Source organism: Rickettsia africae ESF-5 (assembly GCF_000023005.1).
In the GTDB taxonomy this organism is placed as follows: domain Bacteria; phylum Pseudomonadota; class Alphaproteobacteria; order Rickettsiales; family Rickettsiaceae; genus Rickettsia; species Rickettsia rickettsii.
Genome location: NC_012633.1, coordinates 179,786 through 205,540 on the forward strand (window position 1 = coordinate 179,786; position 25,755 = coordinate 205,540).

Genomic DNA, 25,755 nt, shown 5'->3' on the forward strand with positions numbered 1-25,755 from the left:
CTAGGTTCTGAACACTTTTGATTAATGATTATTAATTAGGAGATATTTTTAAGCGAACATTAATAAGATTTTTGATAGGAGAGTTTATTACTATTTCAAAAAAATCTTATGATTTACAGCTAAAAAGAGCCATAATTATGATTATTCTATTAAAAGTGCATAGGACCTAATCACTGTAATACGGGCAGTAATTTTATCAGTCAGGAGATTATATGGTTTCATTAAGGGATAATATAGAAGCACAACCCTTGTCACATAATAGAAGAATAAGAAAAAATTTCGGTCACATAAATTTAGTAGCAGATATACCGAATTTGATTGAAATTCAAAAAAATTCATATGAGAAAAACTTTCTACAGTTAAATATTAAAGATTCTGAAAGAAAAAACAAAGGTTTACAATCTATATTAAACTCGATTTTTCCTATTTCAGATTCCTCCAATATTGCTAATTTAGAATTTGTAAAATATGAATTTGATACTCCAAAATATGATGTAGAAGAGTGCAGTCAAAGAAGTTTAAGTTATGCTGCTCCTCTTAAAGTTACTTTAAGATTAAGTATTTGGGATATAGATGAGGATACCGGTACTAGAGAAATTAAAGGGATTAAAGAGCAAGAAGTATATATGGGTGATATCCCATTAATGACTAAAAACGGTACTTTTATTATCAATGGTACGGAAAGAGTAGTTGTATCACAAATGCATCGCTCACCTGGTGTATTCTTTTATCATGATGAAGGAAAAGTCCACTCTTCCGGCAAGCTTTTATATTCTGCTCGTGTTATTCCATATAGAGGGTCTTGGCTTGATTTAGAATTCGACGCTAAGGATGTGATTTATTTCAGGATTGATAGAAAAAGAAAGCTTTATACTACTACTTTGCTTAGAGCTATAGGTATGAGTACTGAAGAAATTATAAAATTTTATTATAATTCAGTAACTTATAAGCTTGTTAAAAATAAAGGTTGGGCGGTTAAATTTATACCTCAGCATATTACTGCTCATCGTTTAACAAGTGATTTAGTAGATGCAGATACCGGAAATATTCTACTGAAAGCAGGACAAAAAATTACTCCGCGTTTGGCTAAAAAATATTTTGGGGAAGGGCTTAATAATATTTTAGTAGCTCATGAAACTTTAATCGGCAAATATCTATCCGAAGATTTAAGAGATCCTGCAAACGATGAAGTATTAGCAAAAATCGGTGAAATGATTACTGCTGATATGCTAAATGTTATTAATGATCTTAAAATTAAAAATGTTAACGTATTAGTAATCAATCCTCAATCCGGTCCATATATAAGGAACACCTTATTTGCTGATAAAAATCAGGATCGTGAGGCAGCATTATGTGATATTTTCAGAGTTCTAAGACCAGGCGAACCTGCTAATATCGAAGCGGCTGAAAGCCTGTTTTATAATTTATTCTTTGATACGGAAAGATATGATCTGTCAGAAGTCGGGCGAATAAAAATGAATTCTAGGTTAGAGCTGAATATTTCTGAAGAAGTTACGGTTTTAACAATTGATGATATTAAAAATATCGTAAGAGTTTTAGTAGAGCTTAAAGACGGTAAAGGTATCATAGACGATATTGATCATTTAGGTAATAGAAGGGTTAGATCGGTAGGTGAATTGATAGAAAATCAATTTAGAATAGGTTTAGTCCGAATGGAAAAATCTGTAATTGAAAGGATGTCGGCAGGTGATGTTGATACCGTAATGCCTCATGATTTAGTAAATTCTAAAATTTTAGTTTCAGTAGTAAAAGAATTTTTTAGTACCTCCCAATTATCCCAATTTATGGATCAGACAAATCCATTATCGGAAATAACTCATAAAAGAAGGCTGTCGGCACTCGGTCCCGGAGGTCTTAGTCGAGATCGAGCAGGTTTTGAGGTGCGTGACGTACATCCGACTCATTACGGTCGTATTTGTCCTATTGAAACACCTGAAGGTCAGAATATCGGGTTAATTAACTCTATGGCTACTTATGCTAGAATAAATAAACATGGTTTTATAGAGAGTCCGTATAGAAGAGTTAAAGATGGATGTGTAACCGATGAAGTGGTATATCTTTCTGCTATTGAAGAAGGTAAATACAAAATCGGACAAGCAAATTCTAAAATTAATAAAGACGGAAAGCTGCAAGGAGAGTTTATTAATTGCCGTGTTGAAGGCGGTAATTTTGTAATGGTAGAACCGTATGAGGTAGACTTCATTGATGTGACTCCTATGCAGGTAGTATCGGTTGCAGCTTCTCTTATACCTTTCTTAGAAAACGATGATGCTAACCGTGCTTTGATGGGTTCAAACATGCAAAGACAAGCCGTTCCTTTAATTAAAACGGATGCACCTTTTGTAGGTACCGGAGTTGAAGGGATAGTAGCTAAAGATTCCGGAGCGTCAGTGCTTGCATTACATGACGGTATTGTTGAGCAGGTAGATTCAAATAGAATCGTGATTAGAACTCTAGAACAAAAAGTTGACGGTTCTCCTTCGGTTGATATTTATAACTTACTAAAATTCCAAAAATCCAATCATAATACTTGTATAAATCAAAAGCCTTTAGTTAAGGTCGGTCATTACGTTAAGAAAAACGATATTATAGCTGACGGTCCTAGTACGGATAACGGTGAAATTGCTTTAGGTCGAAACGTGCTTGTGGCTTTCTTACCTTGGAACGGTTATAATTTTGAAGATTCCATTTTAATATCCGAACGTATAGTAAAAGAGGATGTATTTACATCTATTCATATTGAAGAGTTTGAAGTAATAGCTAGAGATACACGTCTTGGTCCTGAAGAAATTACCCGTGATATACCGAATGTAAGTGAAGAAGCGTTGCGTCATCTTGATGAGGTCGGAATAATTTATATAGGTGCAGAAGTAAAAGCCGGTGATATTTTAGTTGGAAAAGTAACACCAAAAAGTGAATCGCCTATTACTCCTGAAGAGAAGCTACTACGTGCTATTTTCGGGGAAAAAGCTTTTGACGTAAAAGATTCATCGCTGCATGTACCTTCCGGAGTGAGCGGAACTGTAGTAGAAGTAAGGGTATTTTCTCGTAGAGGTGTAGAAAAAGACCAGCGAGCTATTGCTATTGAAAAACAACAAATTGAAAAATTCGCAAAAGACAGAGACGATGAATTAGAAATTATTGAGCATTTTGTGTTTAGTTGGCTTGAAAAGCTTTTAGTAGGGCAGGTGATTATTAACGGTCCTAAGCAAGTAAAAGTAGGACAAACTATTACTACTGAAATGCTAAAAGGCTTATCTAAAGGGCAATTTTGGCAGATTATCGTGGAAGATGCAAATGTAATGAATGAAATAGAGCAGATAAAGACTCATTATGATGAGAAAAAAGAGGCTCTTGATAAAAGATTTGCTACTAAGGTAGAGAAATTGCAAAGTGGTGATGATTTACCTCAGGGAGCTTTAAAAGTAGTAAAAGTATTTATTGCCACTAAGCATAAATTACAACCTGGGGATAAAATGGCAGGAAGACACGGAAATAAAGGTGTTATTTCACGTATCGTACCTGAAGAAGATATGCCGTTTTTAGAAGATGGAACTGTGGTAGATATCGTTCTTAACCCTCTAGGTCTTCCGTCCCGTATGAATATAGGACAGATTTTAGAAACGCATCTTGGGTGGGCATCAATAAATTTAGCAAAAAAAATATCTACCTTAGTAAAGGAATATAAAAATAAACATATAGGTATTGAGCAGATTAAGAAATTCTTAATTGAACTGTATGGAGAAAATATTAATTCTATACTTGAAAGACCGGAAGAAGAGATTATCTCTTTTTGTAAGAAAGTAAGTAAAGGCGTACATTTTGCAACTCCTGTATTTGACGGAGCAAAAGTTCAGGACGTTAAAGATATGTTAAAGCTTGCCGGTCAAGACCCTTCAGGACAAGTGAAATTAATTGACGGTAGAACCGGTGAATATTTTGACCGTCTAGTAACCGTCGGACAGAAATATTTGTTGAAATTGCATCATTTAGTCGATAATAAAATTCATTCCCGTTCTATAGGACCTTATAGCTTAGTAACGCAGCAACCGCTTGGAGGTAAGTCTCATTTCGGCGGACAGCGTTTCGGAGAAATGGAATGCTGGGCATTACAAGCTTACGGTGCAGCTTATACGTTACAGGAAATGTTAACGGTTAAGTCGGATGACGTAAACGGTAGGATTAAAACTTATGATTCTATAGTACGTGGTGAAAATAATTTTGAATCAGGCATTCCTGAATCATTTAATGTTATGATAAAAGAATTTAGATCTTTATGTCTTAACGTAAAGCTTGAAGTAACTTCAAGTTAAGAAAGACAGGTCATTTAAACAGATAAAAAACAAGTTTTTTATCTGTTTTACTAGATTCCCGCTTTTGCGGGAATGACATATAGGGTGCAATAAGAACTCTGGGTAGACGAAGGTCAATTTCAAAAAGAGCAAGGAGTCCACAAGGCAAGGAGCGGAGCGTATACTTAATACGTGAGCACCGCAGAACTTGTAGAACGACAACGCCAATTTTTGAAATTCACTGAGTATATACGAGTAATTTTTAAGGAAAAGTATTTATGAGCGTAGTAAATTTTTACGGACAATTAAGTAATACTCAACAATTTGATCAGATAAGGATTAATATAGCAAGTCCCGATCAGGTACGTTCGTGGTCTTTCGGTGAAGTAACAAAACCTGAAACAATTAACTATAGAACTTTTAAGCCTGAGAAAGATGGTTTATTTTGTGCAAGAATTTTTGGTCCGGTAAAAGATTATGAATGTCTCTGCGGTAAATATAAGCGGATGAAAAACCGTGGCATTACGTGTGAGAAATGCGGCGTTGAAGTTACGGTTTCTAGAGTAAGACGTGAAAGAATGGGACATATTGAACTTGCAGCTCCCGTTGCTCATATTTGGTTTTTAAAGTCGCTACCTTCAAGAATTAGTACACTTCTTGATATGACAATGCGAGATGTAGAAAAGATTCTTTATTTTGAAAATTATGTAGTAGTTGACCCAGGGCTATCGATTTTACAAAAAGGCGAACTCTTAACAGAGGAAGAATTACAGAAAGCAAAAGATAAGTACGGTGAAGATGCATTTACTGCCTCTATAGGTGCAGAAGTAATACAACAAATGCTTAAAGAGCTTGATTTTTCAAAGTTAAAGCAAGAGTTATACGAGGAATTACAAACCACTTCTTCAGAAGTCAAAAAGAAAAAATTAGTAAAGCGTTTAAAATTAGTAGAGAATTTTTTAGAGTCGGAAAACAAGCCGGAATGGATGATTATGGATGTTTTACCGGTTATTCCTCCTGAAATTAGACCGCTTGTTATGCTTGACGGCGGAAGATTTGCTACTTCAGACTTAAATGAACTTTATAGAAGAGTAATTAATAGAAATAATCGTTTAAAGAAATTAATAGAGTCAAAAGCTCCTGATATAATAGTCAGAAACGAAAAAAGAATGTTACAAGAAGCGGTGGATGCGTTATTTGATAACGGTCGTCGCGGTAGAGCAGCGAAAAATGCTAATAAGCGTCCATTTAAGTCATTAAGTGATATGCTTAAAGGTAAGCAGGGGCGTTTCCGTCAGAACTTGCTAGGTAAGAGGGTTGATTACTCAGGACGTTCGGTTATCGTGGTAGGACCTGAGCTTAAACTTCACCAGTGCGGTTTACCTAAAAAAATGGCTCTGGAGTTATTTAAGCCGTTTATTTATTCTAAGCTTGAGTTGTACGGCATCGCTACAACTATTAAAGCCGCTAAAAGAATGGTGGAAGCTGAAAAATCCGAAGTGTGGGATGTGCTTGAAGAGGTAATTAGAGAGCATCCAGTTTTACTGAATAGGGCTCCGACGTTACATAGGCTTGGTATTCAAGCATTTGAACCGCTATTAATTGAAGGTAAAGCGATCCAGCTTCATCCGCTTGTGTGTGCTGCGTTCAATGCGGATTTTGATGGTGATCAGATGGCAGTACATATCCCGTTATCGATTGAAGCACAGCTTGAAGCTAGGGTATTTATGATGTCTACAAATAATATCTTAAGCCCCGCAAACGGTCGTCCTATCATTGTACCGGATAAAGATATAGTGCTTGGTTTATATTATCTAACCCTTGCATTTGATAATGAAGTAGGTGCAGGGATGATGTTCTCAGATTTAGCTGAGATGGAACATGCTTTATATAATAAATTTATAACTATTCATACAAAGATAAAATATCGCAGAAATCAGTTAAATGCCGAAGGTAAAATGGTCCCTGTTATCATTGATACTACTTACGGTAGGTTAATGGTCGGTGAGTTATTGCCTTCTAACCCTAATATAGAATTCAAGTGTATTAATAAACAACTAACTAAAAAAGACATATCATTAGTTATAGATTTAGTTTATCGTCACTGCGGTCAAAAAGCTACGGTAATTTTTGCCGATCAGCTAATGAAACTAGGTTTTAAATATGCTTGTTCTTCAGGTATTTCTTTTGGAATGGACGATATGGTAGTACCGGAATCTAAGAGTACTCATATCAACGAAACTCAGCTTGAAATAAAAGAATTTGAACAACAATATTCAAACGGTTTAATTACTTACGGAGAGAAATATAATAAAGTAGTCGATGCTTGGTCAAGATGTACCGATAGAGTAGCAAATGACATGATGAAAGAGATTGCTATGCCGCCGGTTAATGATGCTCCAAATCATCAGAAAATAAATGCTATATATATGATGGCTATTTCCGGAGCAAGAGGTTCTTTCCAGCAAATTAAGCAGCTAGGCGGTATGCGAGGTTTAATGACCAAATCAAACGGTCAAATTATACAAACTCCTATTATCTCTAACTTTAAGGAAGGATTAACTGAATTTGAGTGTTTTAATTCTGCTAATGGAATGCGTAAAGGGCAAATAGATACGGCTTTAAAAACGGCAAGCTCAGGTTACTTAACAAGAAAATTAGTAGATGTTGCACAAGATTGTATTATTACTGAAAAAGATTGTGGAACTGATAAAGGAATTGAAGTTAAGAGTGTTATTGAAGGTGGAGAAGTTATAGTACCTTTAGCGGAAAAGATTTTAGGTCGTACTGCTGCTATTGATATATTTCATCCGGTAACTAATGATCTAATTCTCAATAAAGGCGAGCTTATTAATGAAGCAAAGTTAGAGCAGATTGAGTCGGCAGGATTCGACAGAATTATGATAAAATCCGTATTAACCTGTGAAAGTACTACCGGTATATGTAGCATATGTTACGGTAGGGATCTTGCTACCGGTACATTAGTATCGGAGGGTGAAGCAATCGGGGTTATTGCTGCTCAATCTATCGGTGAACCGGGTACGCAGCTTACAATGAGAACTTTCCATATTGGAGGAGCGGCAACAAAAGGTGCTGAGGTTTCTTCCGTAGACGCTTCCTATGACGCAAAAGTGAAAATTATAAGTCGTAACGTTGTGACTAATTCTGAAGAACGAAAAATTGTTATGAGCCGAAATTGTGAATTATTATTGCTTGATAATAACGGTAATGAAAAGGCTCGTCATAAAATTCCATACGGTGCTAGATTACTTGTTGATGACGGTGATATGGTGATTAAAACTCAAAAACTAGCAGAATGGGATCCTTATACTATACCGATTATCACGGAGAAGTCAGGTAAAGTTTTATTCAAAGATATGGTTGAGGGTATTTCTATTCGTGACGTAACTGATGAAGCTACCGGAATACCGAGTAAAGTTATTATTGAATCAAAGCAATATTCACGCGGTGCAGAATTACGTCCGCGTATACAGCTTTTAGATACTAAAGGTGAAGTTATCACCTTATCAAACGGTTTAGAAGCTAGATATTACTTGCCGGTTGGAGCAGTTTTAAGCGTAGAAGACGGAGTACAAATATCGGTAGGTGATATCATTGCACGTATACCGAAAGAATCAACCACTACTAAAGATATTACAGGTGGTTTACCAAGAGTTGCCGAGCTTGTAGAAGCAAGACGCCCTAAAGATCATGCAGTTATTGCCGAAATTGACGGTAGAGTAGAATTCGGTAAAGACTATAAATCTAAAAGACGTATTATTATACATCCGATTGATGAAACAATGTCTATTGAGTATATGGTACCAAAAGGCAAACATGTTGTAGTTAACGAAGGTGACTTTGTTAAAAAAGGTGATTTATTGATTGACGGTAATCCGGTACTTCAAGATATTTTAAAAGTAATGGGCGTAGAGGTTCTTGCAAATTATATTGTTAATGAGGTTCAAGCCGTTTATCGTCTACAAGGTGTAAAGATTGATGATAAGCACATAGAAGTTATTATCCGTCAGATGTTACAAAAAGTAGAGGTTACGGATTCAGGCGGAACTACGTTATTAGTAGGTGAAAAAATAGATAGACATGAATTTGATGAGATAAATGAAAAAGCTATGAAAAATGGTTTAAAACCTGCTGAAGCACAATTAATATTACAAGGTATTACTAAAGCTTCTCTGCAAACTAGATCGTTTATCTCCGCGGCATCATTCCAAGAGACTACTAGAGTTTTAACTGAAGCAGCTATTGCTGGTAAAGTAGATAAGTTGCGAGGACTAAAAGAAAACGTGATAGTTGGACGATTAGTACCTGCTGGAACCGGTTACTTTATGGATAAAATGCGTAAAGCAGCCGCAAAGCTTGATGAAGAGAATGTATAAATATACTAAGATAGAACTTGAAAAATTGGTTGTGTCGTCTTTGTAAGTCGTAGGATGCTGAACGTTTAATATACGCTCCGCTCCTCGATTTACAGACCCTTTGCTCTTTTCCAAGTTGATCTTCGTATGTACCGGATAGTTTATAAAAAACCCGTCATTGCGAGCCAACATTTATGCTGGCGTGGCAATCTCATGAAATAATAACAAACTCCCCTGAGCTGGCTTCGTCAATTACTTTGTAATGTCCTTGCAATGACGAGGTGGTATCCACGCAACAATGCCTTCCTAGCAGAAGCGGAAATCCAGAAAAATAACCTTACTACGACGTATTATTGACAAAAAAAAACTATAAAAAACCAAGTTTTTTATAGGTTTTTTCTTATTGCCCACTTGCAGAAATGACGCTTTAATAACAAGCAATCGGTGTTGTTAAATGCTCGTAGATTTGACCTAAATAAGATACTGGTTGTTCAAAGATACACGTATTATTGTTATCATAATTACTGTATAATTGTAATTTTGCTAGAGAACCGTCATATTGGAAGCTTTCAAGTGTTTCTTGATTTTTAGATATCTGAATTTCTGCTAAACAATGTTCAACATAAGTTTTCAGTACTTCGTGACGAATTGCATCATGTAAAGTTTTTAACATGAGTAAGTTTACTAATGGGTTAATACTATTATTTGCATTAGTAGTAATCGTAGCTTCTTCGTGTTTTTGATCAATAGACATCTTTCCAAACTTCACTTCTAGAGGTAATTTAGACGTCGATCCGGTACTCGCATCCTCACGTATGTCTATATACGCTGTGGTGCTGTGTTCCGTATCTCTTTTAAATTCCTCTCTATAAGTTGGTTTAGAAAGATGTCTAACAGGCAATTCAGAAATTAAAGACTCTTCATTGCTTACTTCTACCTTCTCTGTTTCAAGATTTGCTGATGCAGTATTGACTTTTTCTTCAAAATTTATCTCTGGGAAAAGTGCTTTCACATCCGTTATTTCAAGTTTTCCTCCTTTTTTCCCTACTTCATAAGCTTTAGCAATAATGTGTTTATAAATAACGTCAATTAATGCTCGTTTTGTTTGTATTTCATCAGAATAGTTAATTCCTCCTTCACTCCAAAACTTTACTATTCTAGACAAAGCAGGAATATATTTACTGGCCTTTGCTAAAAATTTTTGTATAAATGTAGGTTCAATAATAGGGGTTAATGTAGGATTTTCTTCATATTGTCTAAATACATACTCAACAATTTTAGGTATATTTTGATCTGGTTCTACTTCGTCAGGTAAGCCGTGTAGTATTTTTTTTGCTGTTGCTTGACCCATCTTCTTATGCAAAATATTAACCCCGATCCATGTCCATGACGGATTAGCCGTAACACAAAGCTTTGTTATATAAAATGCTAGCGATATAGGTAGAGATAATAACTTTAAATAGTTAAGGCAATTATATCGTATTGGATGAGGAGTGAGACTATAAATCTGACCCATATCTTGGTTTAACTCACATGATGCTTTAATCATTGTATACTTCTGTTTAATTAAATAAGAAGTGATGTCATGTACTGGCATATTATTACTTAAATTTAACTAATTCGTCAGTAAGTAAGATATAAAAAACGTTAACATTTGTCAAATGCTATTTAATGAGATTTTGTTTTAAACCAATATATAATACTTGCAAAGTTTTATCACGATAAATAGAATGATCCAAAGTCAAAAATAATATAAGGAGTAAATATGCTTAACGTAAATTTTGTGAATGAAGAATCATCTACTAATCAAGGTCTAGTAGTTTTTATTGATGAACAGTTAAAGCTTGATAGTAATTTAATAGGACTTGATCAACAACATCATGGATTAATTTCTAAAACTATTCAGAATAAACTGCAATTTACCGGTAAATATGGACAGATCAAGGTTATTCCGTCCGTCATTAAATCAGGCGAGGTTAGATATTTGATAATAGCAGGTCTTGGGAATGAAGAAAAATTAACTGAAGCAAAAATTGAAGAGTTAGGCGGCAAAATCTTACAGCATGCAACCGGTTGTAAAATTTCTACTATTGGCTTGAAACTTACAAATAGAATTAGCAGGTTTACATCTCAAACATTTGCATCTTTAGTTGCTAGCGGTGCGTTTCTTGCTTCTTACAGATTTGATAAATATAGAACTACCTTAAAAGAAGCAGAGAAGTTCGCAGTAGAGTCAATTGAAATTTTTACTGATAATAGCACTGAAACGGCAAAATTATTTGAAATCAAAAAATTAATTGCTGAAGCAGTATTTTTTACAAGAGATATAAGTAATGAACCGTCAAATATTAAAACTCCTCAAGTTTATGCCGAAAGAATAGTTGATAGACTTGAACCGCTAGGGGTAGATGTTGATGTTATCGGTGAACGTGAGATGAAAAACCTTGGTATGGGAGCGTTACTTGGTGTGGGGCAAGGTTCACAAAACGAGTCAAAGTTAGTGGTGATGGAATATAAAGGTGGCAGTAAAGATGCTCCGACTATTGCTTTGGTCGGTAAAGGAGTGATTTTTGATACAGGCGGTATTTCATTAAAACCGTCAAGTGATATGCACTTAATGCGATACGATATGGGAGGTTCTGCAGCAGTTGTGGGTACCATCATTGCGGTTGCTGGTCAAAAATTACCTATAAATATAGTCGGTGTTGTAGGGCTTGTCGAAAATATGCCGTCCGGTAATGCACAGCGTCCAGGGGATGTAGTAACTACCATGTCAGGGCAAACTGCCGAAGTTTTAAATACCGATGCAGAAGGGCGGTTAGTACTTGCTGATGCTGTTTGGTATGCACAAGAAAAATTTAAGCCTAAATGCGTGATTGACGTTGCAACTCTAACAGGAGCAATAACCATAGCACTTGGTAATACATATGCTGGTTGTTTTTCCAATAATGATGAGTTAGCTGATAAGTTAATAAAAGTAGGGGAAGAAGTTAATGAAAAACTTTGGAGAATGCCGCTGCATGATGAGTATGATGCAATGATTAACTCCGACATAGCCGATATGGCAAATATCGGGAACGTACCGAGAGCTGCCGGAAGCTGCATAGCTGCACATTTCATTAAACGTTTCATTAAAGATGGAGTAGATTGGGCTCATTTAGATATAGCAGGCGTTGCAAATAGTAATAAAGCTTCAGCACTCGGTCCTAAGGGGGCAGTAGGATACGGCGTGAGATTACTAGAGAAATTTATCAAAGAATATACTTAAATGCTATTCTTGCGTTGCATTGCCTGCATGGATACCGAGTCGTCATTGCGAGCAGCCTTAGGCTGCGTGGCAATCTCGTCAAATATCCTGAGATTGCTTCGTCAATTACTTACGTCATTTTCTTGCAATGACGGAAAAAACTATCCACATGTGTAATACTGAGCTAAGAATGACATTAAACTTCGTCTATTTACTATTCGTTTATTCTGAATATAATTATGAACACAATAAATAAACCTTATATATTTGTTATAGGTAATGAGAAAGGCGGAGCAGGTAAAACTACCTGTTCTATGCATCTAATAATCGCTCTGCTTTATCAAAATTATTCGGTAGTAAGTATAGATACCGATTCACGTCAAAGTTCGTTAACGAATTATTTAAAAAATCGAGATTTATATAATAAACACAATCCTGATAAACCTGTATTAGTACCGAAACATTTTCATATATCGGAAAGCAAAGTAGAAGAGCAAGCAAAGAGTTTTGAGCCGATACTCAAAAATAATCAGGATGTCGATTATATAGTGATTGATACCCCAGGCAGTCATACTCCTTTATCAAGGGTTGTTCATTCTTACGCCGATACAATTATTACACCGATTAATGATAGCTTTCTAGATTTAGACGTAATAGCAAAAGTCGATAGCAAGGATGAAATTATTAGCCCATCAATATATAGTCAGATGATTTGGGAGCAGAAAATGGAACGTGCTAGTCGTGATAGAATTAGTATAGATTGGGTCATACTTCGTAATCGTTTAAGTAATCTTGATGCATTAAATAAAAGACGCGTAGGAAATGTATTAGCTAAACTTGCTAAAAGAATTAACTTTAAACTCGCAGAAGGATTTAGTGAACGTGTAATATATAGGGAGTTATTTTTACAAGGTCTAACATTACTTGATCTAAAAACTGCAAAATATGATAGAGCATTTAATAGCTCACACGTGCTTGCACGTCAAGAATTACGAAATTTTTTAGACTTTCTAGGTATTAAGGCTGCGTTCAAAGGTTAATTTCTATTAAAGTTTTTCTTGTATAAAAATATATATATAATGTAAATTAATATGTTTTAACTTTATAAGAGAAGAGAAACAAATGTCAAATATTGCTGAAAATATTTCAAAACTACCGGAAGAACAAGAAAAAGTTAATAAGCTTGTTGATCAATATAAAAATTTAACTCCGGAAGAACAAAAAATTGTTGATAGAAAACTTAAGTCACATTTTACAAAAGAAGAGCTAGAACAAGATGAGCTTAAATCAAGAATGAATAGGATACGTAGTAATTTGTCTAAGCAAGACCAAGAAAAACTACAAGCAGGTAATAATTCTATAGGTGAAATAGCAAAAGATGTATTATCGTTAGTTAAAGGAATAATAAATCTAGTCGAAAATGTTGCAGAGATAATTAAAAATCCTAAGAAAGCAATATATGAATGGATTAAAGGTGAGTTAAATCAAGTAAAACCTCAACAACAAAATTATCAGCAACGCCCATCAAAGCCAAAAGCTGCTGCAATATCAAGATAAAACTTTGGCAAGATGAATTTTTAGTTTTTATTTGCGAAAATTTGTGATTTTATGTATATAATGGGGAAATCGTATAATAAAAAAATAAAAATGCATAAATACAGAACTCATAATTGTAACGAATTACAAATATCCGATGTAGAAACAGAAGTTAAGCTATCCGGTTGGGTACATAGAAGAAGAGATCACGGGAATCTAGTTTTTATAGATTTGCGTGATCATTACGGTATAACTCAAATCGTGTTTACCGATCAAAATCCTCAGCTTATGGAGGATGCAAGTCGTTTGCGTTATGAGTCGGTAATTACGGTAAGGGGTACAGTTGTAGCAAGATCAGAGGACACGATTAATAATACGCTTCCGACAGGTCATGTTGAAGTGCTAGCTGTGGAATTTAGTGTTGAGTCAGCTGCGGACACTCTACCTTTTGTTATTAATACTGAAAAAGACGCTCCCGAAGAGTCTAGGTTTAAACATCGCTTTTTAGATCTTAGGCGTGAGAAATTACATAATAATATAATACTCCGCTCACAAATTATTTCTCATATTCGTCATTTGATGACGGCAAGCGGTTTTACCGAATTTCAAACTCCGATTTTAACAGCAAGCTCACCTGAGGGGGCTAGGGATTTTTTAGTACCTAGTAGAATGCATCCGGGTAAGTTCTATGCATTACCGCAAGCACCTCAGCAATTCAAGCAGTTATTGATGGTATCAGGATTTGATCGTTATTTCCAAATTGCTCCTTGTTTTCGGGATGAAGATGCAAGAGCTGATAGATCACCCGGCGAGTTTTATCAGCTAGATGTAGAAATGTCGTTTGTTACACAGGAAGACGTATTTAGTACTATTGAGCCTGTGATGTATGATTTATTCACTAAATTCACGGATAAGAAAGTATCAGAGACTCCTTTTGTTTGTATTCCATATAATGAATCTATGTTAAAATATGGCTCTGATAAGCCTGATTTGCGTAACCCTATTATAATTGCCGATGTAACTGAGATATTTAGAGATTCCGATTTTACAATCTTTAGAGAGAATATTAAAAAAGGTAGCATAGTGCGTGCAATTCCTGCACCTAAGGCAGCTGCACTGCCTCGTAGTTTCTTCGATAAAATGATAGAGTTTGCGGTATCAGAAGGAGCAGGTGGACTTGGCTATATTCAGTTTAGTGAAACCGGTGAAGCAAAGGGACCGGTAGTAAAATTCTTAAGCCCGCAGCAATTAGAGAGTCTAAAAGCTACAGCTAGTATTAGTAACGGTGATGCTGTGTTTTTCGCTAGCGATAAGAAAGAGAAAGCTGCTAAACTTGCCGGTAAGGTTAGAATAAGACTTGGTGAAGAGCTTGATTTACTTGAAAAAGATTGTTTTAAATTCTGCTGGATTACCGATTTTCCATTCTATGAGTTAAATGAAGAAACAGGAAAAATTGATTTTAGCCATAATCCGTTTTCTATGCCGCAGGGCGGAATAGATGCTTTAGAGCAAGCTAAAACCACTGAAGAGTTATTAGAACTTACCGCATACCAATATGATATTGTTTGTAACGGTATTGAACTGTCCAGCGGTGCTATTAGAAACCATAAGCCGGAAATTATGTATAAAGCATTTTCCATAGCAGGTTATAGTGAAGAGGAAGTTGATAAGAGATTTGGAGGGATGATTAGAGCATTTAAGTTTGGAGCTCCACCACATGGTGGAATAGCCCCCGGTATTGACCGAATCGTTATGCTGCTTGCGGAAGCAACAAATATAAGGGAAATAATTGCGTTTCCTTTAAACCAGCAGGCTGAAGATTTACTAATGAACGCCCCAAGCTATGTAGAGGATAAAGCTCTAAAAGAGCTAAGCATTATGCTCTCACCGTCTGCTAGAAAAAATGCAGAAAAAGAATAAGAATTTATAGTTGTTGTATGTTATTATGTCATACCGCAACTTGGCCTATAGTATGTCATTTCTAGCTAAAAGCGGAAATCCAGTACTTTTCGCTGTCATACCGTGGCTTGACCACGGTATCGAGAAAAAAATTTAAAAAAGACTAGATCCTGCGATCAAGTCGCAGGATGAGATTAATAGTTACTAGCTTTCCGCTTTTAGCTAGAAATGACATTAGGACTATGCAACGACTCTGTGACTGCTCGCAATGACGTTTAAGGCATATACTCAACAATGCTTATCTTTGTTGATGTTTTTCCTTCCTAGCTTGTAATTGAGAGAATGCGATTTCTTTTACCGTTTCTACTCTTTTTGTTTGGAGTCTTTCTTGCTTCTTCTGTTGTAGTATATTACCAATTTTTATACTTTCTGCTATAAGTTTTTCTGTATTATGAATTTTATTTAAATTCTCAGAAGAAATTTGTTTCATAAAATAATTTGAGATACTAGGTAAACCTCTCTTTTCACAAAAAATTCCTACCTTGTAATATATAGTATCTTTAGAATTTAACTTGAAAGATTTAGCATTTAATAAGTTGGTCGTGTTTTCGATGTTATCCTGATATTTTAAATTTTTCTTTATACCCTTAATATCTTGCTCGGTAAGATAATTTTCTTTTTTTAGCACTTTCATTATATTGTCGTAGAATTTTGCTACTGCTTTATCGGTTACGTTTTTAGTTGTTGCCTGCTTTGTAAAATTAACAATTAGTGATGCCAATTTTTCACCTGTAGATTTGTCTTGTATACGCATTGATTTTGCAGGATCAGAAATTTGTACTTCTACTTTATCTGTCTTAACCTCAACTTCTTTTTCTTTCCATTTTCCGTCCAAATCTTTACTCCATTGTTGTTCCTTGATTGTTTCTTTTTTCAAGCCTATAGAAATTTTAATTTGGTAATTATTTTCATACGCCCACTCTTTAGCATCTTTACCTTCAATTGTAATGTTATTATCTATTGCATAGAGTACCGGGTCTTTTACAGGTGAATTAGCGAAAGCCTCTAACCAACCACCATTTTTAAATTCAGGTGAAACATTACTGAATTTTGTTACTATCTCAGCTCCTTTAGCCACTTCTTGCATATTAACAAGATTTTCTTTTATACTGCTTTTATAGTGTTTTCTCAAATCATCAAAATTTTGAATATTAGTGGATAACATAATATTTTTTGGATCAAACCCAGCTTTTTTTAATTCATCAATTTTTTGATCAACTATTGCTTCCATCTGTTTCTCATCAAATTGACTTATCATTTGATTTAATGATTCGCTATATTTATCGATACTAAACGAGAAATTACCTGCTTTAATAGCAGCACTGTAGCCAACACCAGGATGTGTAAACATTTTAGCTGTTGATTGAATCATACTGCTAAAATTCTTATGAAATGCTAAAAAAGAGCGACCATGATCAATTTTGGTTATTGTTTTACCATCCTGTACCATTAAATTACCAGCATGATAATCTAATTCCCCTAGCATATGACAAGCAGCTATGGCTTTTTCAAATCCTTCCAACTTTTTTAAATTTTGATCATTATCTCTGACTCTAGTTTCACCTGATAAACCGGAAAATTCTGTTAGTGTTAAAGCATTATCAAAAAATTTAGAACGTACATAAAGTGAATCAGGGTGTTGTTCATCCGCTGTTACCAGCCCTTCTTTTGGTGCGCGATCATGTAATAAAAATTGATACATGGTAGAGCCTATTAATTCTTGTACTCCGTCTCTTCGGTCAGCCATAGCCTGTCTTTGTGCATGATTACCTTGTATTTTTTGGCATGCAGCATGAGTTTTATAAAAATGTTTTAAAATAAAAGTATTACCGGCGTTATCTTTAGCAACATAACCGGCTGAGACGCCTGCTGCCTTTTTTCCTTTCTCCTCAAACTCAGCTTGCTGTGCCACCCTCTTATCACGTAGCATAGCATCAATTACTTTTTTAGGGTCATTAGGATTTCTTATTTCTTCAAGTTTTCTGTAATCTGCGTTATATCGGCTATCATCTAATCCAACCTGTCGTTCAATTGCCTCTATCATAACTAAGTGCTCTAAAAGAGGTGCATCGATTATTTCCCTTAATTTCTTGTTTTTATCTCCTGGAAACGAGTTTTTTATTATTGTTGTAACTTTAGCTAAATCCTTAGTGTTTAAATCGGCTAGGGCCATATAGCTAATATATAGGCTTTCAGCAGTAGGAGATTGGTCATTAGAAAGGTCAATAACAGATTCGGCAATGCCTTTGCAGGTTCTAGATATTTTGGCATTCAATTCTGTATCATTAGTTTTCAGGGCTTTAAAAAGTTGCTCTTGTAATAATAATTCTTGTTGAGTTTTCTCTTGAGACATAAAAATAACCTGCTTAATATTAACTAATAGTGAAAAAGTGTTGTTGCGTGGGTCAAAATCCTCATCATTGTGAGGAAACAACGCAGCAATTGATGAAGCAATCCAATAAACACTTTGATTTACAGAATTTTTTTATTATTTTTTCTGGATTGCTGAGTTCGCTGCAGCCGTTTGCAATGATGATTCGGTATCCACGCAACAATGCCACGTGGGAATGACATTGAATAAGTTTTTGAAGCCGTGCAACAAAACCCCCGCTTTTGCGGGGATATGACATTCAGGTCTTTTTAAAAACTATTCAGTACTATAGATTTGATCGTGATATAACAATGAAAAAACCGAAGCAATGAAATAAAATCATGACTTTGCAAGAATGATACCGATTAATCTCTTCTATTGCCTAAAAATCTCATTAAATGTAGGAAAAGATTTATAAAATCTAAATATAAAGTAAAGGCTGCCATAATAGAAAGCTTTTGTCCTGCTTTATCGTTTCCTGCCATGTAATACATAGACTTAATCTTTTGAGTATCCCAAGCAATTAATCCCATAAATATTACTATTCCAATAAGAGAAGTAGCAAAAGAAAGAGCCGAGCTTTTTAGAAACAAGTTGACTAATGAAGCAATGATAAGACCTATAAGACCCATTGCAAAAAATGAACCCATAGATGTTAAATCTCTACTTGTGCTATAACCGTATAAACTCATTGCTCCAAAAACGGAAGAGCAAATAAAGAAAGTACGAGCTATTGATGCACCGGTATAAATAAGAGCTAAATATGCAAGCGACATACCGGTTAAACCGGCATAAACCCAAAATAATATTTGTGCCGTTTGCAGGTTCATTTGTCCGAAGCCCATAAAGAAATATAAAGCAATACCGAGCGGAGCAAACATTATAATAGTACCGAAACCTGTTTGAAACATTAAATTATAAATAGGCTCAACTGATATAGTCGTTACGGCTGCTACACCGGTTAGTAAAAGTGCTAAAGCCATATAATTATATACTTTAAGCATGTATTGTCTTAAGCCTTCATCAAAAGTTTTATTTTTTGAGGCGGCAGTTAAAGTTTTTGTATAATCGATCATAAGTAACCTTAGGATTATGTTATTTACATAATAAAATATAGCCTCTTAAAGGTATTTTTTCAAGCTATATTAATTATATTTTATAAATATCTTGCATTGAATATAAAGCAGAAGGTTTATCTTGTAGCCAAATAGCGGCTTTAATTGCACCAATAGAAAAAGAATTTTTATTCAGAGCTTCGTGTTTTAAGGTGATTATTTCATCGTCACCTAGGAAAGATATTTCATGTATACCGTGAACATTTCCACCACGAAGCGAGGAAATACCTATTTCTTTTTCGCTTCTTAGTCTATTACCACGATTAAATGTTATATTTAATCCTTTTTTGCTGGCAATTGTTTCAGCAAGCATAACAGCAGTTCCTGAGGGTGAATCTTTTTTATTACGGTGATGCGTTTCTAGAATTTCAACATCGTAATCATCTAGTATTTTTGTTACTTCTTTAGCTAGATAGCTAAGCAAATTAGCTCCTATACTCATATTTGCAGAATATAAAACAGGTAAAGTTTGAGCTGCTTTTTCTAAAAGCTTAAAATGTTGAGGTTGGAGACCTGTGGTGCCGATTACTAATTTTGTATTATGTTTTAATGCATAATTAATTAATTTTTCTAATATTTCAGGGGTAGAAAAATCGATGATCACATCAGAATTTTTACAAAAATTATCTAAATCATCTAAATTATTAGTACTATTAAATTTTGCTGCAATTTTGCAATCTTTAAATTTATCTATTCTCTCTAGAATGGTTCCTCCCATTTTACCGGTAGAACCACTAAGACCGATATTTAACATATTGGCAATGTATACTCCTAATTAAATCTTTGTATACGATTTATGAAAATATAATAGAGGCTTTAAATCATTTTTAATAGCGGTATTTATTACTTCACCGATAAATATAACATGATCACCGGCATCGTAAGAAGCATATTTATTACACTCTATATGATAAGTTGCACCGTTTATTAAAGGGCAATCAGTTTTATTACCAAGCTCATAATCAATTTTTGTAAATTTATTAGATTGTGATTTAGCAAAATGTTTTGAGATATCAATTTGATTCTCTGCTAAAATACTAATTGCAAACTTATCACTTTTTTGAAAACTGTTGATACTAAAAGAGTTTTTATTAAGGCAAAATAATATTAACGGCGGTTTTAAAGATACGGAAGTAAGAGAACTAGCAGTAAAGCCAAAAAGTTCGTTATTGCAATTTGTTGTTATAATAGTCACTCCCTGAGGGAATCGGCTCATAGCATCTTTAAATTGACTTTCTGTTACTGTCCCAGCCATTTTTTCATAATTTTGTTAATGGTTCCGTCTTTTTTTAATGAATCGATTGCCTCATTAATTTCATTAATTAGTCCTGAGTTTTTAGACATGCCTATAGCAAAATCGGATGAAAATTCTTCTAAAGTACTGCTTTCTAAATTTGAATTATTTTCTTTTAATTTTTTGCCTTGAAATTCCTCAGAAATAATAGCATCTATGACTCTGGCTTTTAATTCTTCAACCAACATTAAATGATTTGCTAAAGAATGAACTTTAATATTTATCGTCTGTGATAGATCGTGTGCTTTTTTTTCTAAAACACTACCGAGCTGTACCCCTACTATTTTATTTTCTAGATCTTTGCTATTTTGTATATTATCACCTGTTCTATATATTATGGCAAATCTTGCAGTAGCATAATTATCGGAAAAGCTGATATATTCAGCACGCTCCGGTGTTACGGAAAGCTCCGCCACCGCAACATCAATATTTTCACTAACCAAAGCTGCAAGTAAACCGTTAAAGTCGAAGTTTTTTATGATAACTTTTTTATTTAGACGTTCGCTTATTGCTTTGATAATATCAATATCAATCCCAACAATCTCTCCGTCTTGGATAAATTCATAAGGAGGATTATCTGCGGCAGTACCGACTATTAAAGTTTTTTCCGTTTCTTTTTTTTCACAAGAAACTAGTAAGCAAGATAGTAAAAATATTTTCAGAAATTTCATAAAAATAATGTTTTAAGTTTGAGTATGTTCTGTGTCATCCTACGAGGTATTGCCCTTGTTGTACGGATATCAAATCGTCATTGCGAGGAAAATTACGTAGTAATTGACGAAGCAATCTCAGGATATTTGGCGAGATTGCCATGTAGCCTACGGCTGCTCGCAATGACAGAAAAATCTATCCACTCGGGCAATATCTTCAAAGGAATAGCATCAAGAACTCAATTTCTCCTTTAAAAGCTGATTCACAAGAGTCGGATTAGCCTTACCGCCGGTTTTTTTCATTACCTGTCCTACAAAGAAACCGAATAATTTATCCTTACCACTTCTATAACCCTCTACTGATTCAGGATTTTCAGCTATTACCTCGTCAATTACCGTGTTTAGCACGTTATTATCCGAAACTTGTACAAGTCCTTTTTCTTCTACTATTTTATCAGGTGCTTTACCGGTTTCAAACATAATTTCAAAAACGGTTTTTGCAATTTTACCGGAAATAGTATCATTTTCTATTAATTTTACCAGTTTTGCAAAGTTACTGGGGGTAATTTTGCATTCATTTATTCCTATCGATGCTTTATTTAATTGGCCAAATAATTCACTAGTTAGCCAATTAGTAAGCATTTTAGGGTTACATTCATTTGCTGCTTTCTCAAAATACTCAGCAACCGATTCATCGGCTACTATTACTTCGGCATCATATTTACTTAAGCTAAATTCCTTCGTATATTTTTCAATCTTTTGATCAGGTAGCTCAGGTAAATTTGCTTTTAGCTCATTTATTAACTCATCAGAAATAACAAGCGGTAATAAATCGGGATCAGGAAAATATCTATAATCAAGTGCTTCTTCTTTTAAACGCATAGTTCTTGTTTCGCCGCTATCGGCATTAAATAGGCGTGTTTCTTGAATTATTTCTTCACCGCTTTCAAGCAAGTCAACTTGTCTTTTAGCTTCAAATTCTATTGCTTTAATGATGTTACGAATTGAATTAATATTTTTAATTTCGCATCTTGTGCCGAGTGGTTCGCCGCTACGTCTTACTGAAATATTAGCATCGCAACGCATCGAGCCTTTTTCCATATCACCGTCACAGCTGCCAATATAACGTAACAAGTTTCTTAGCTTTTTTACAAATTCAGCTGCTTCTTCCGGTGATGATATATCAGGTTCGGTCACAATTTCCATAAGTCCAATACCGGCACGATTCAAATCGATAAAACTGTAATGTGGTGATTGATCATGCATAGATTTACCCGCATCTTGCTCTAAATGCAAACGGTTAATACGAATAGTTTTAAGATCGCCGGTACTAGTCGGTATTTCCATAGTGCCGTTTTGTACTATAGGATAGTAAAATTGTGAAATTTGGTAACCTTGCGGCAGATCGGCATAAAAATAATTTTTACGGTCAAATACCGAATATTTATTTATTTTAGCTTTAAGCCCAAGTCCTGTTTTAATTGCTTGGTGTACACAATGCTTATTTAATACCGGTAACATCCCGGGCATTGCTGCATCGACATAGGAAACCTGCGAATTTGGATTTGCTGCAAAAATAGTACTACTTCCTGAAAAAAGCTTAGATTTTGAGGAAATTTGAGCATGGATTTCAAGCCCTATTACATATTCCCATTTCCCCGTATTACCTTCAATATATGCCATAATTAAAAAACCTTTGGTTCAAATTTAATATGTTTTACACCTGACTCAATTGTCGATGCTACTTTCAAAACATTATATTCGTCTAATTGTTTACCTATAATCTGTATCCCAAGAGGTAAACCGCGTGCCGATAATCCAGCAGGAACCGATGCACAAGGTAAACCGGCTAAACTTGCAGGAATAGTAAATAAATCGTTTAAATACATAATAGTCGGATCATTTTGTTTTTCACCAATCTTAAAAGCTGCAGTCGGGGCAGTCGGTAATAAAATGGCATCAACTTTTGCAAAAGCATTATTAAAATCGTTTGCAACTAAACGACGTACTTTTTGAGCTTTTAGATAATATGCATCCATACCACTAGATGATAGCACATATGTTCCAATCATAATACGACGTTTTACTTCCTCCCCAAATCCAGTTGATCTAGTCATTTCATACATTTCGTCAAGCGTCATATTTTCACGTTCTACTCGAAGACCGTATCTAACGCCGTCATATCTAGATAAATTTGAAGAAGCTTCAGCCGGGGCTATTACGTAATAAACAGCAACACCGTATTTAGCATGCGGCAAAGTAATATCAACTATTTCAGCACCGGCGTTTTTAAGTAGTTCTATGGTATCCTGCCACATTTTCATAATATCAGGTTCAATAATACTGCCCTCACCAAGGCTAAGAGGTACGCCTATCTTCATATTTTTCATAGAACTTCCGATAGCGGATTGTAGCTCTGGAACTTCTGCTTTAATCGAAGTAGAATCTTTTTCGTCAAACCCCATCATCGCTTCAAGCATAATGCTACTGTCTAAAACGCTTCTAGTAAATATTCCTGCTTGATCAAGGGAGCTAGCAAACGATATCATTCCGTATCTTGAGCAACGACCATATGTCGGTTTAAAACCGACTAAACCCGTAAAGCTTGCAGGTTGACGTACCGAGCCGCCCGTATCGCTACCAAGAGCAGCAGATGCCATAAATCCGCTAACTGCTGCAGCTGAACCGCCTGAAGAACCGCCTGGAACTAAATCAGCATTATCATCATTTGCTTTCCAAGGGCTAATTACATTTCCAAAACAACTAGTGATATTTGCTGAACCCATAGCAAACTCATCCATATTGGTTTTGCCGAGCATCACACCGCCCTTATCAAAAATATTTTGTGTAACACTTGATTCATAATTAGGTATAAAATTTTTCAGTATATTAGAACATGCCGTAGTTCTAATTCCTTTCGTGCAGAAAAGATCTTTAGCGGCAAACGGGATACCCTCAAGGGTTCTTGCGTTATTTTGAGCATAATTTTGATCGGCTGCTTCAGCCTGTTTTAAAGCTAAGTCAAAAGTGTCGGTAACATAAGCATTTAGGTTTCTATGCTTCTCTATTTGTTTAATATGTGCACCTATTAATTCCGTACTTGTAAAATCTTTATTTTTTAGACCTTTTATACTGTCTGCTACTGTTAGTTTGTTTAGTTCCGTCATAATTATTCAACAACCTTTGGAGTGATAAAATATTTTACTTCTTTAGCCAGCTGAGTACTATTTCCACTTACATTATCAAATAACTCACTTGATAAATCAGAACTTGTAACGGCGTCCTCTCGCATTCTAGCATTCATATTACAAACCGAAGTTAAAGGCTCTATATCTTTGCAATCTATTTCATTTAAAATATCGATCATATCCATAATAGTACTAAGCTGAGTAAAAAATTTTTCTACAGTATCTTCTTCAAATTTTAATCTAGCTAATTTTGCTATTTTCTGTGCTTCTTCTTTTGTTATCATAGTTTTATTATTTTGAGTGGTATAGTCTGATGTTATTCCTGTGAAGGCTTCTGTTTGTAACGGTATTTCTGTCGTCCTGCGACTTGTGAGCTAGATCCTGGATACAGCCTGTGATACAAGGTTCTATAGCTGATTTTATTGCATGACTCATTTATTTTATTAAGGCAAAAAAGCTAATTAGTTATTTTTTCTAAAATTATCTTATTATCAAAACCACCATTAACTTTCTTTTTTTGTTTTTTAATTTTTAATATATCTTTTAGTTTATAGCCATTAATATTACAGATTGTTTCAAGTATTTCTAACATATCGGCAACTTCTCTATATACTCATCTTGTAAAATTTCCTCTACTTCTTCTAGTAGTTTATTTTTTAATAATTCTTTATACTCATATGATTCAGCAATATGAGTAACTGGTATCCTGCCTGATTTTAAGATAATTTCTGGAATTAAATCTCTAACTAATTTTGTCATTTTATTTTGTCAGTATAGATTCAATGTATGTCATTCTCGCGTAGCATTGTTGCATGGATCGATTTTTCTGGATTGCCACGTCGCTTTTCTCCTCGCAAGGTATTGTTGCGTGGATCAATTCCACTGCTGTCATTCCGCGACTTGATTGTGGGATCCAGTTATAAAATTATTAGTATTTTTTATTGTTTTTATAGACCCTGTGGTCAAGCCACGGGGTGACACAGTGGATTTTACCGGTCCACACAACAATGGCCTCCTCGCAATGATGATTTAGTATCCACGAAACAAATCTAAAGCAGAAATGACATAGAAAATCAAACAGTCATTATTTCTTGTTCTTTTTGTTTTATTACCGAGTCAACTTTATTACTATAATCATCGGTTAGCTTTTGTACTTGTTCAGATAAGCTATGATGCTCATCTTTTGCGATAACGTTATCCTTTGCTAGCTTTTTAAGTGCTTCATTGCCGTCTCTTCTAATATTACGTAATGAAATTTTAGTATCTTCACCGTATTTATGAGCAAGTTTTACCAGTTCTGTACGTCTTTCTTCAGTTAAAGCCGGTATCGGCAGTCTGATTAATTGACCGTCCGTTGCAGGAGTTAAGCCAAGATTTGCTATCGTAATTCCTTTCTCTACCGATGATACCATAGATTTATCCCAAACCTGCACGTTAATTGTTCGTGCATCAGGGGTGGATAGAGAAGCAACTTGTGAAAGCGGCATTTTACTCCCGTAAGCTTCCACGGTTACGCTATCAAGTAAATTCACTGAAGCTCTACCGGTACGTAGCCCTTTAAGCTCATGATCTAAAACTTTTAGAGCTTTCTCCATCTTTTCTTGTAAGTTTTTCTTTAAATGCTCTTTATCCATCTTTATTTATCCATATATTATTAGTACACGAATTGAGACATTGTTATATGTATTAGGAAATGTCCCCGATGT

At 34.9% G+C, this 25,755-nt stretch carries 18 protein-coding genes; 6 read left to right on the top strand and 12 right to left on the bottom strand.

From position 1 onward, the window contains the following. The first annotated feature begins 212 nt into the window (after positions 1 to 212). Both rpoB and rpoC read left to right on the top strand, forming a co-directional pair. A complete protein-coding gene (gene rpoB, locus RAF_RS00940; RefSeq protein ID WP_012719412.1) occupies positions 213 to 4,334 on the top strand; it encodes a DNA-directed RNA polymerase subunit beta in 4,122 nt (1,373 codons plus the stop codon). 257 nt (positions 4,335 to 4,591) lie between these two features. Beyond that, positions 4,592 to 8,710 carry a DNA-directed RNA polymerase subunit beta' gene (gene rpoC, locus RAF_RS00945; RefSeq protein WP_012719413.1) on the top strand — a complete coding sequence of 1,373 codons (4,119 nt, stop codon included), beginning with the start codon at positions 4,592 to 4,594 and terminating at the stop codon, positions 8,708 to 8,710. A gap of 406 nt (positions 8,711 to 9,116) precedes the next feature. Here rpoC and RAF_RS00950 read toward each other — a convergent pair whose 3' ends face one another. Next, positions 9,117 to 10,286, bottom strand: coding sequence for a palindromic element RPE1 domain-containing protein (locus RAF_RS00950; protein ID WP_012719414.1), 1,170 nt, complete (start codon positions 10,284 to 10,286; stop codon positions 9,117 to 9,119). A 168-nt stretch (positions 10,287 to 10,454) separates the two neighbouring features. Between RAF_RS00950 and RAF_RS00955 the strand changes: the two genes are divergently transcribed. The 4 genes from RAF_RS00955 (at position 10,455) to aspS (ending at position 15,392) form a co-directional block, all read left to right on the top strand. Beyond that, the gene (locus tag RAF_RS00955) at positions 10,455 to 11,957 is read left to right on the top strand and encodes a leucyl aminopeptidase (protein WP_010976854.1); all 1,503 of its coding nucleotides are present in this window, start codon (positions 10,455 to 10,457) and stop codon (positions 11,955 to 11,957) included. Positions 11,958 to 12,175: 218 nt separating this feature from the next. Next, positions 12,176 to 12,976, top strand: a complete 801-nt coding sequence (locus RAF_RS00960) for a division plane positioning ATPase MipZ (protein ID WP_004996620.1) — start codon at positions 12,176 to 12,178, stop codon at positions 12,974 to 12,976. 82 nt (positions 12,977 to 13,058) lie between these two features. After that, positions 13,059 to 13,493, top strand: coding sequence for a DUF3106 domain-containing protein (locus RAF_RS00965; RefSeq protein ID WP_004996619.1), 435 nt, complete (start codon positions 13,059 to 13,061; stop codon positions 13,491 to 13,493). 90 nt (positions 13,494 to 13,583) lie between these two features. Next, on the top strand, positions 13,584 to 15,392 hold the full coding sequence (aspS, locus tag RAF_RS00970) for an aspartate--tRNA ligase (RefSeq protein WP_012719415.1): 1,809 nt from the start codon (positions 13,584 to 13,586) through the stop codon (positions 15,390 to 15,392). Between the two features lie 277 nt (positions 15,393 to 15,669). Here aspS and RAF_RS00975 read toward each other — a convergent pair whose 3' ends face one another. From RAF_RS00975 to frr, 11 genes are all read right to left on the bottom strand, one after another. Continuing rightward, positions 15,670 to 17,784, bottom strand: coding sequence for a hypothetical protein (locus tag RAF_RS00975; protein WP_012719416.1), 2,115 nt, complete (start codon positions 17,782 to 17,784; stop codon positions 15,670 to 15,672). A gap of 383 nt (positions 17,785 to 18,167) precedes the next feature. Next, positions 18,168 to 18,878, bottom strand: a complete 711-nt coding sequence (locus tag RAF_RS00980; RefSeq protein ID WP_012719417.1) for a Bax inhibitor-1/YccA family protein — start codon at positions 18,876 to 18,878, stop codon at positions 18,168 to 18,170. A gap of 73 nt (positions 18,879 to 18,951) precedes the next feature. Further along, on the bottom strand, positions 18,952 to 19,671 hold the full coding sequence (dapB, locus tag RAF_RS00985; RefSeq protein WP_012719418.1) for a 4-hydroxy-tetrahydrodipicolinate reductase: 720 nt from the start codon (positions 19,669 to 19,671) through the stop codon (positions 18,952 to 18,954). A gap of 21 nt (positions 19,672 to 19,692) precedes the next feature. Next, positions 19,693 to 20,172, bottom strand: a complete 480-nt coding sequence (locus RAF_RS00990) for a flavin reductase family protein (protein ID WP_010976860.1) — start codon at positions 20,170 to 20,172, stop codon at positions 19,693 to 19,695. Further along, positions 20,157 to 20,882 carry an ABC transporter substrate-binding protein gene (locus tag RAF_RS00995; protein WP_010976861.1) on the bottom strand — a complete coding sequence of 242 codons (726 nt, stop codon included), beginning with the start codon at positions 20,880 to 20,882 and terminating at the stop codon, positions 20,157 to 20,159. The genes RAF_RS00990 and RAF_RS00995 overlap by 16 nt, the downstream gene beginning before the upstream one ends. Positions 20,883 to 21,092: 210 nt before the next feature. Continuing rightward, positions 21,093 to 22,544, bottom strand: coding sequence for an Asp-tRNA(Asn)/Glu-tRNA(Gln) amidotransferase subunit GatB (gatB, locus tag RAF_RS01000; RefSeq protein WP_012719419.1), 1,452 nt, complete (start codon positions 22,542 to 22,544; stop codon positions 21,093 to 21,095). Positions 22,545 to 22,546: 2 nt separating this feature from the next. Next, positions 22,547 to 24,028 (bottom strand): Asp-tRNA(Asn)/Glu-tRNA(Gln) amidotransferase subunit GatA, encoded by a 1,482-nt coding sequence (gatA, locus tag RAF_RS01005; RefSeq protein ID WP_012719420.1) that lies wholly within the window; start codon positions 24,026 to 24,028, stop codon positions 22,547 to 22,549. A 2-nt stretch (positions 24,029 to 24,030) separates the two neighbouring features. Further along, entirely contained in the window at positions 24,031 to 24,333 is a 303-nt protein-coding gene (gene gatC, locus RAF_RS01010; protein ID WP_012719421.1) for an Asp-tRNA(Asn)/Glu-tRNA(Gln) amidotransferase subunit GatC, read from the bottom strand. A 173-nt stretch (positions 24,334 to 24,506) separates the two neighbouring features. Beyond that, a complete protein-coding gene (locus tag RAF_RS10265) occupies positions 24,507 to 24,641 on the bottom strand; it encodes a hypothetical protein (protein WP_268738931.1) in 135 nt (44 codons plus the stop codon). Next, the gene (locus tag RAF_RS09185) at positions 24,635 to 24,808 is read right to left on the bottom strand and encodes a hypothetical protein (protein WP_012719422.1); all 174 of its coding nucleotides are present in this window, start codon (positions 24,806 to 24,808) and stop codon (positions 24,635 to 24,637) included. Before RAF_RS09185 ends, RAF_RS10265 begins: the two co-directional genes overlap by 7 nt. 314 nt (positions 24,809 to 25,122) lie before the next feature. Continuing rightward, positions 25,123 to 25,683: a ribosome recycling factor gene (frr, locus tag RAF_RS01015; RefSeq protein ID WP_012719423.1), complete on the bottom strand. Its 561-nt coding sequence runs from the start codon at positions 25,681 to 25,683 to the stop codon at positions 25,123 to 25,125. Positions 25,684 to 25,755 lie beyond the last annotated feature (72 nt).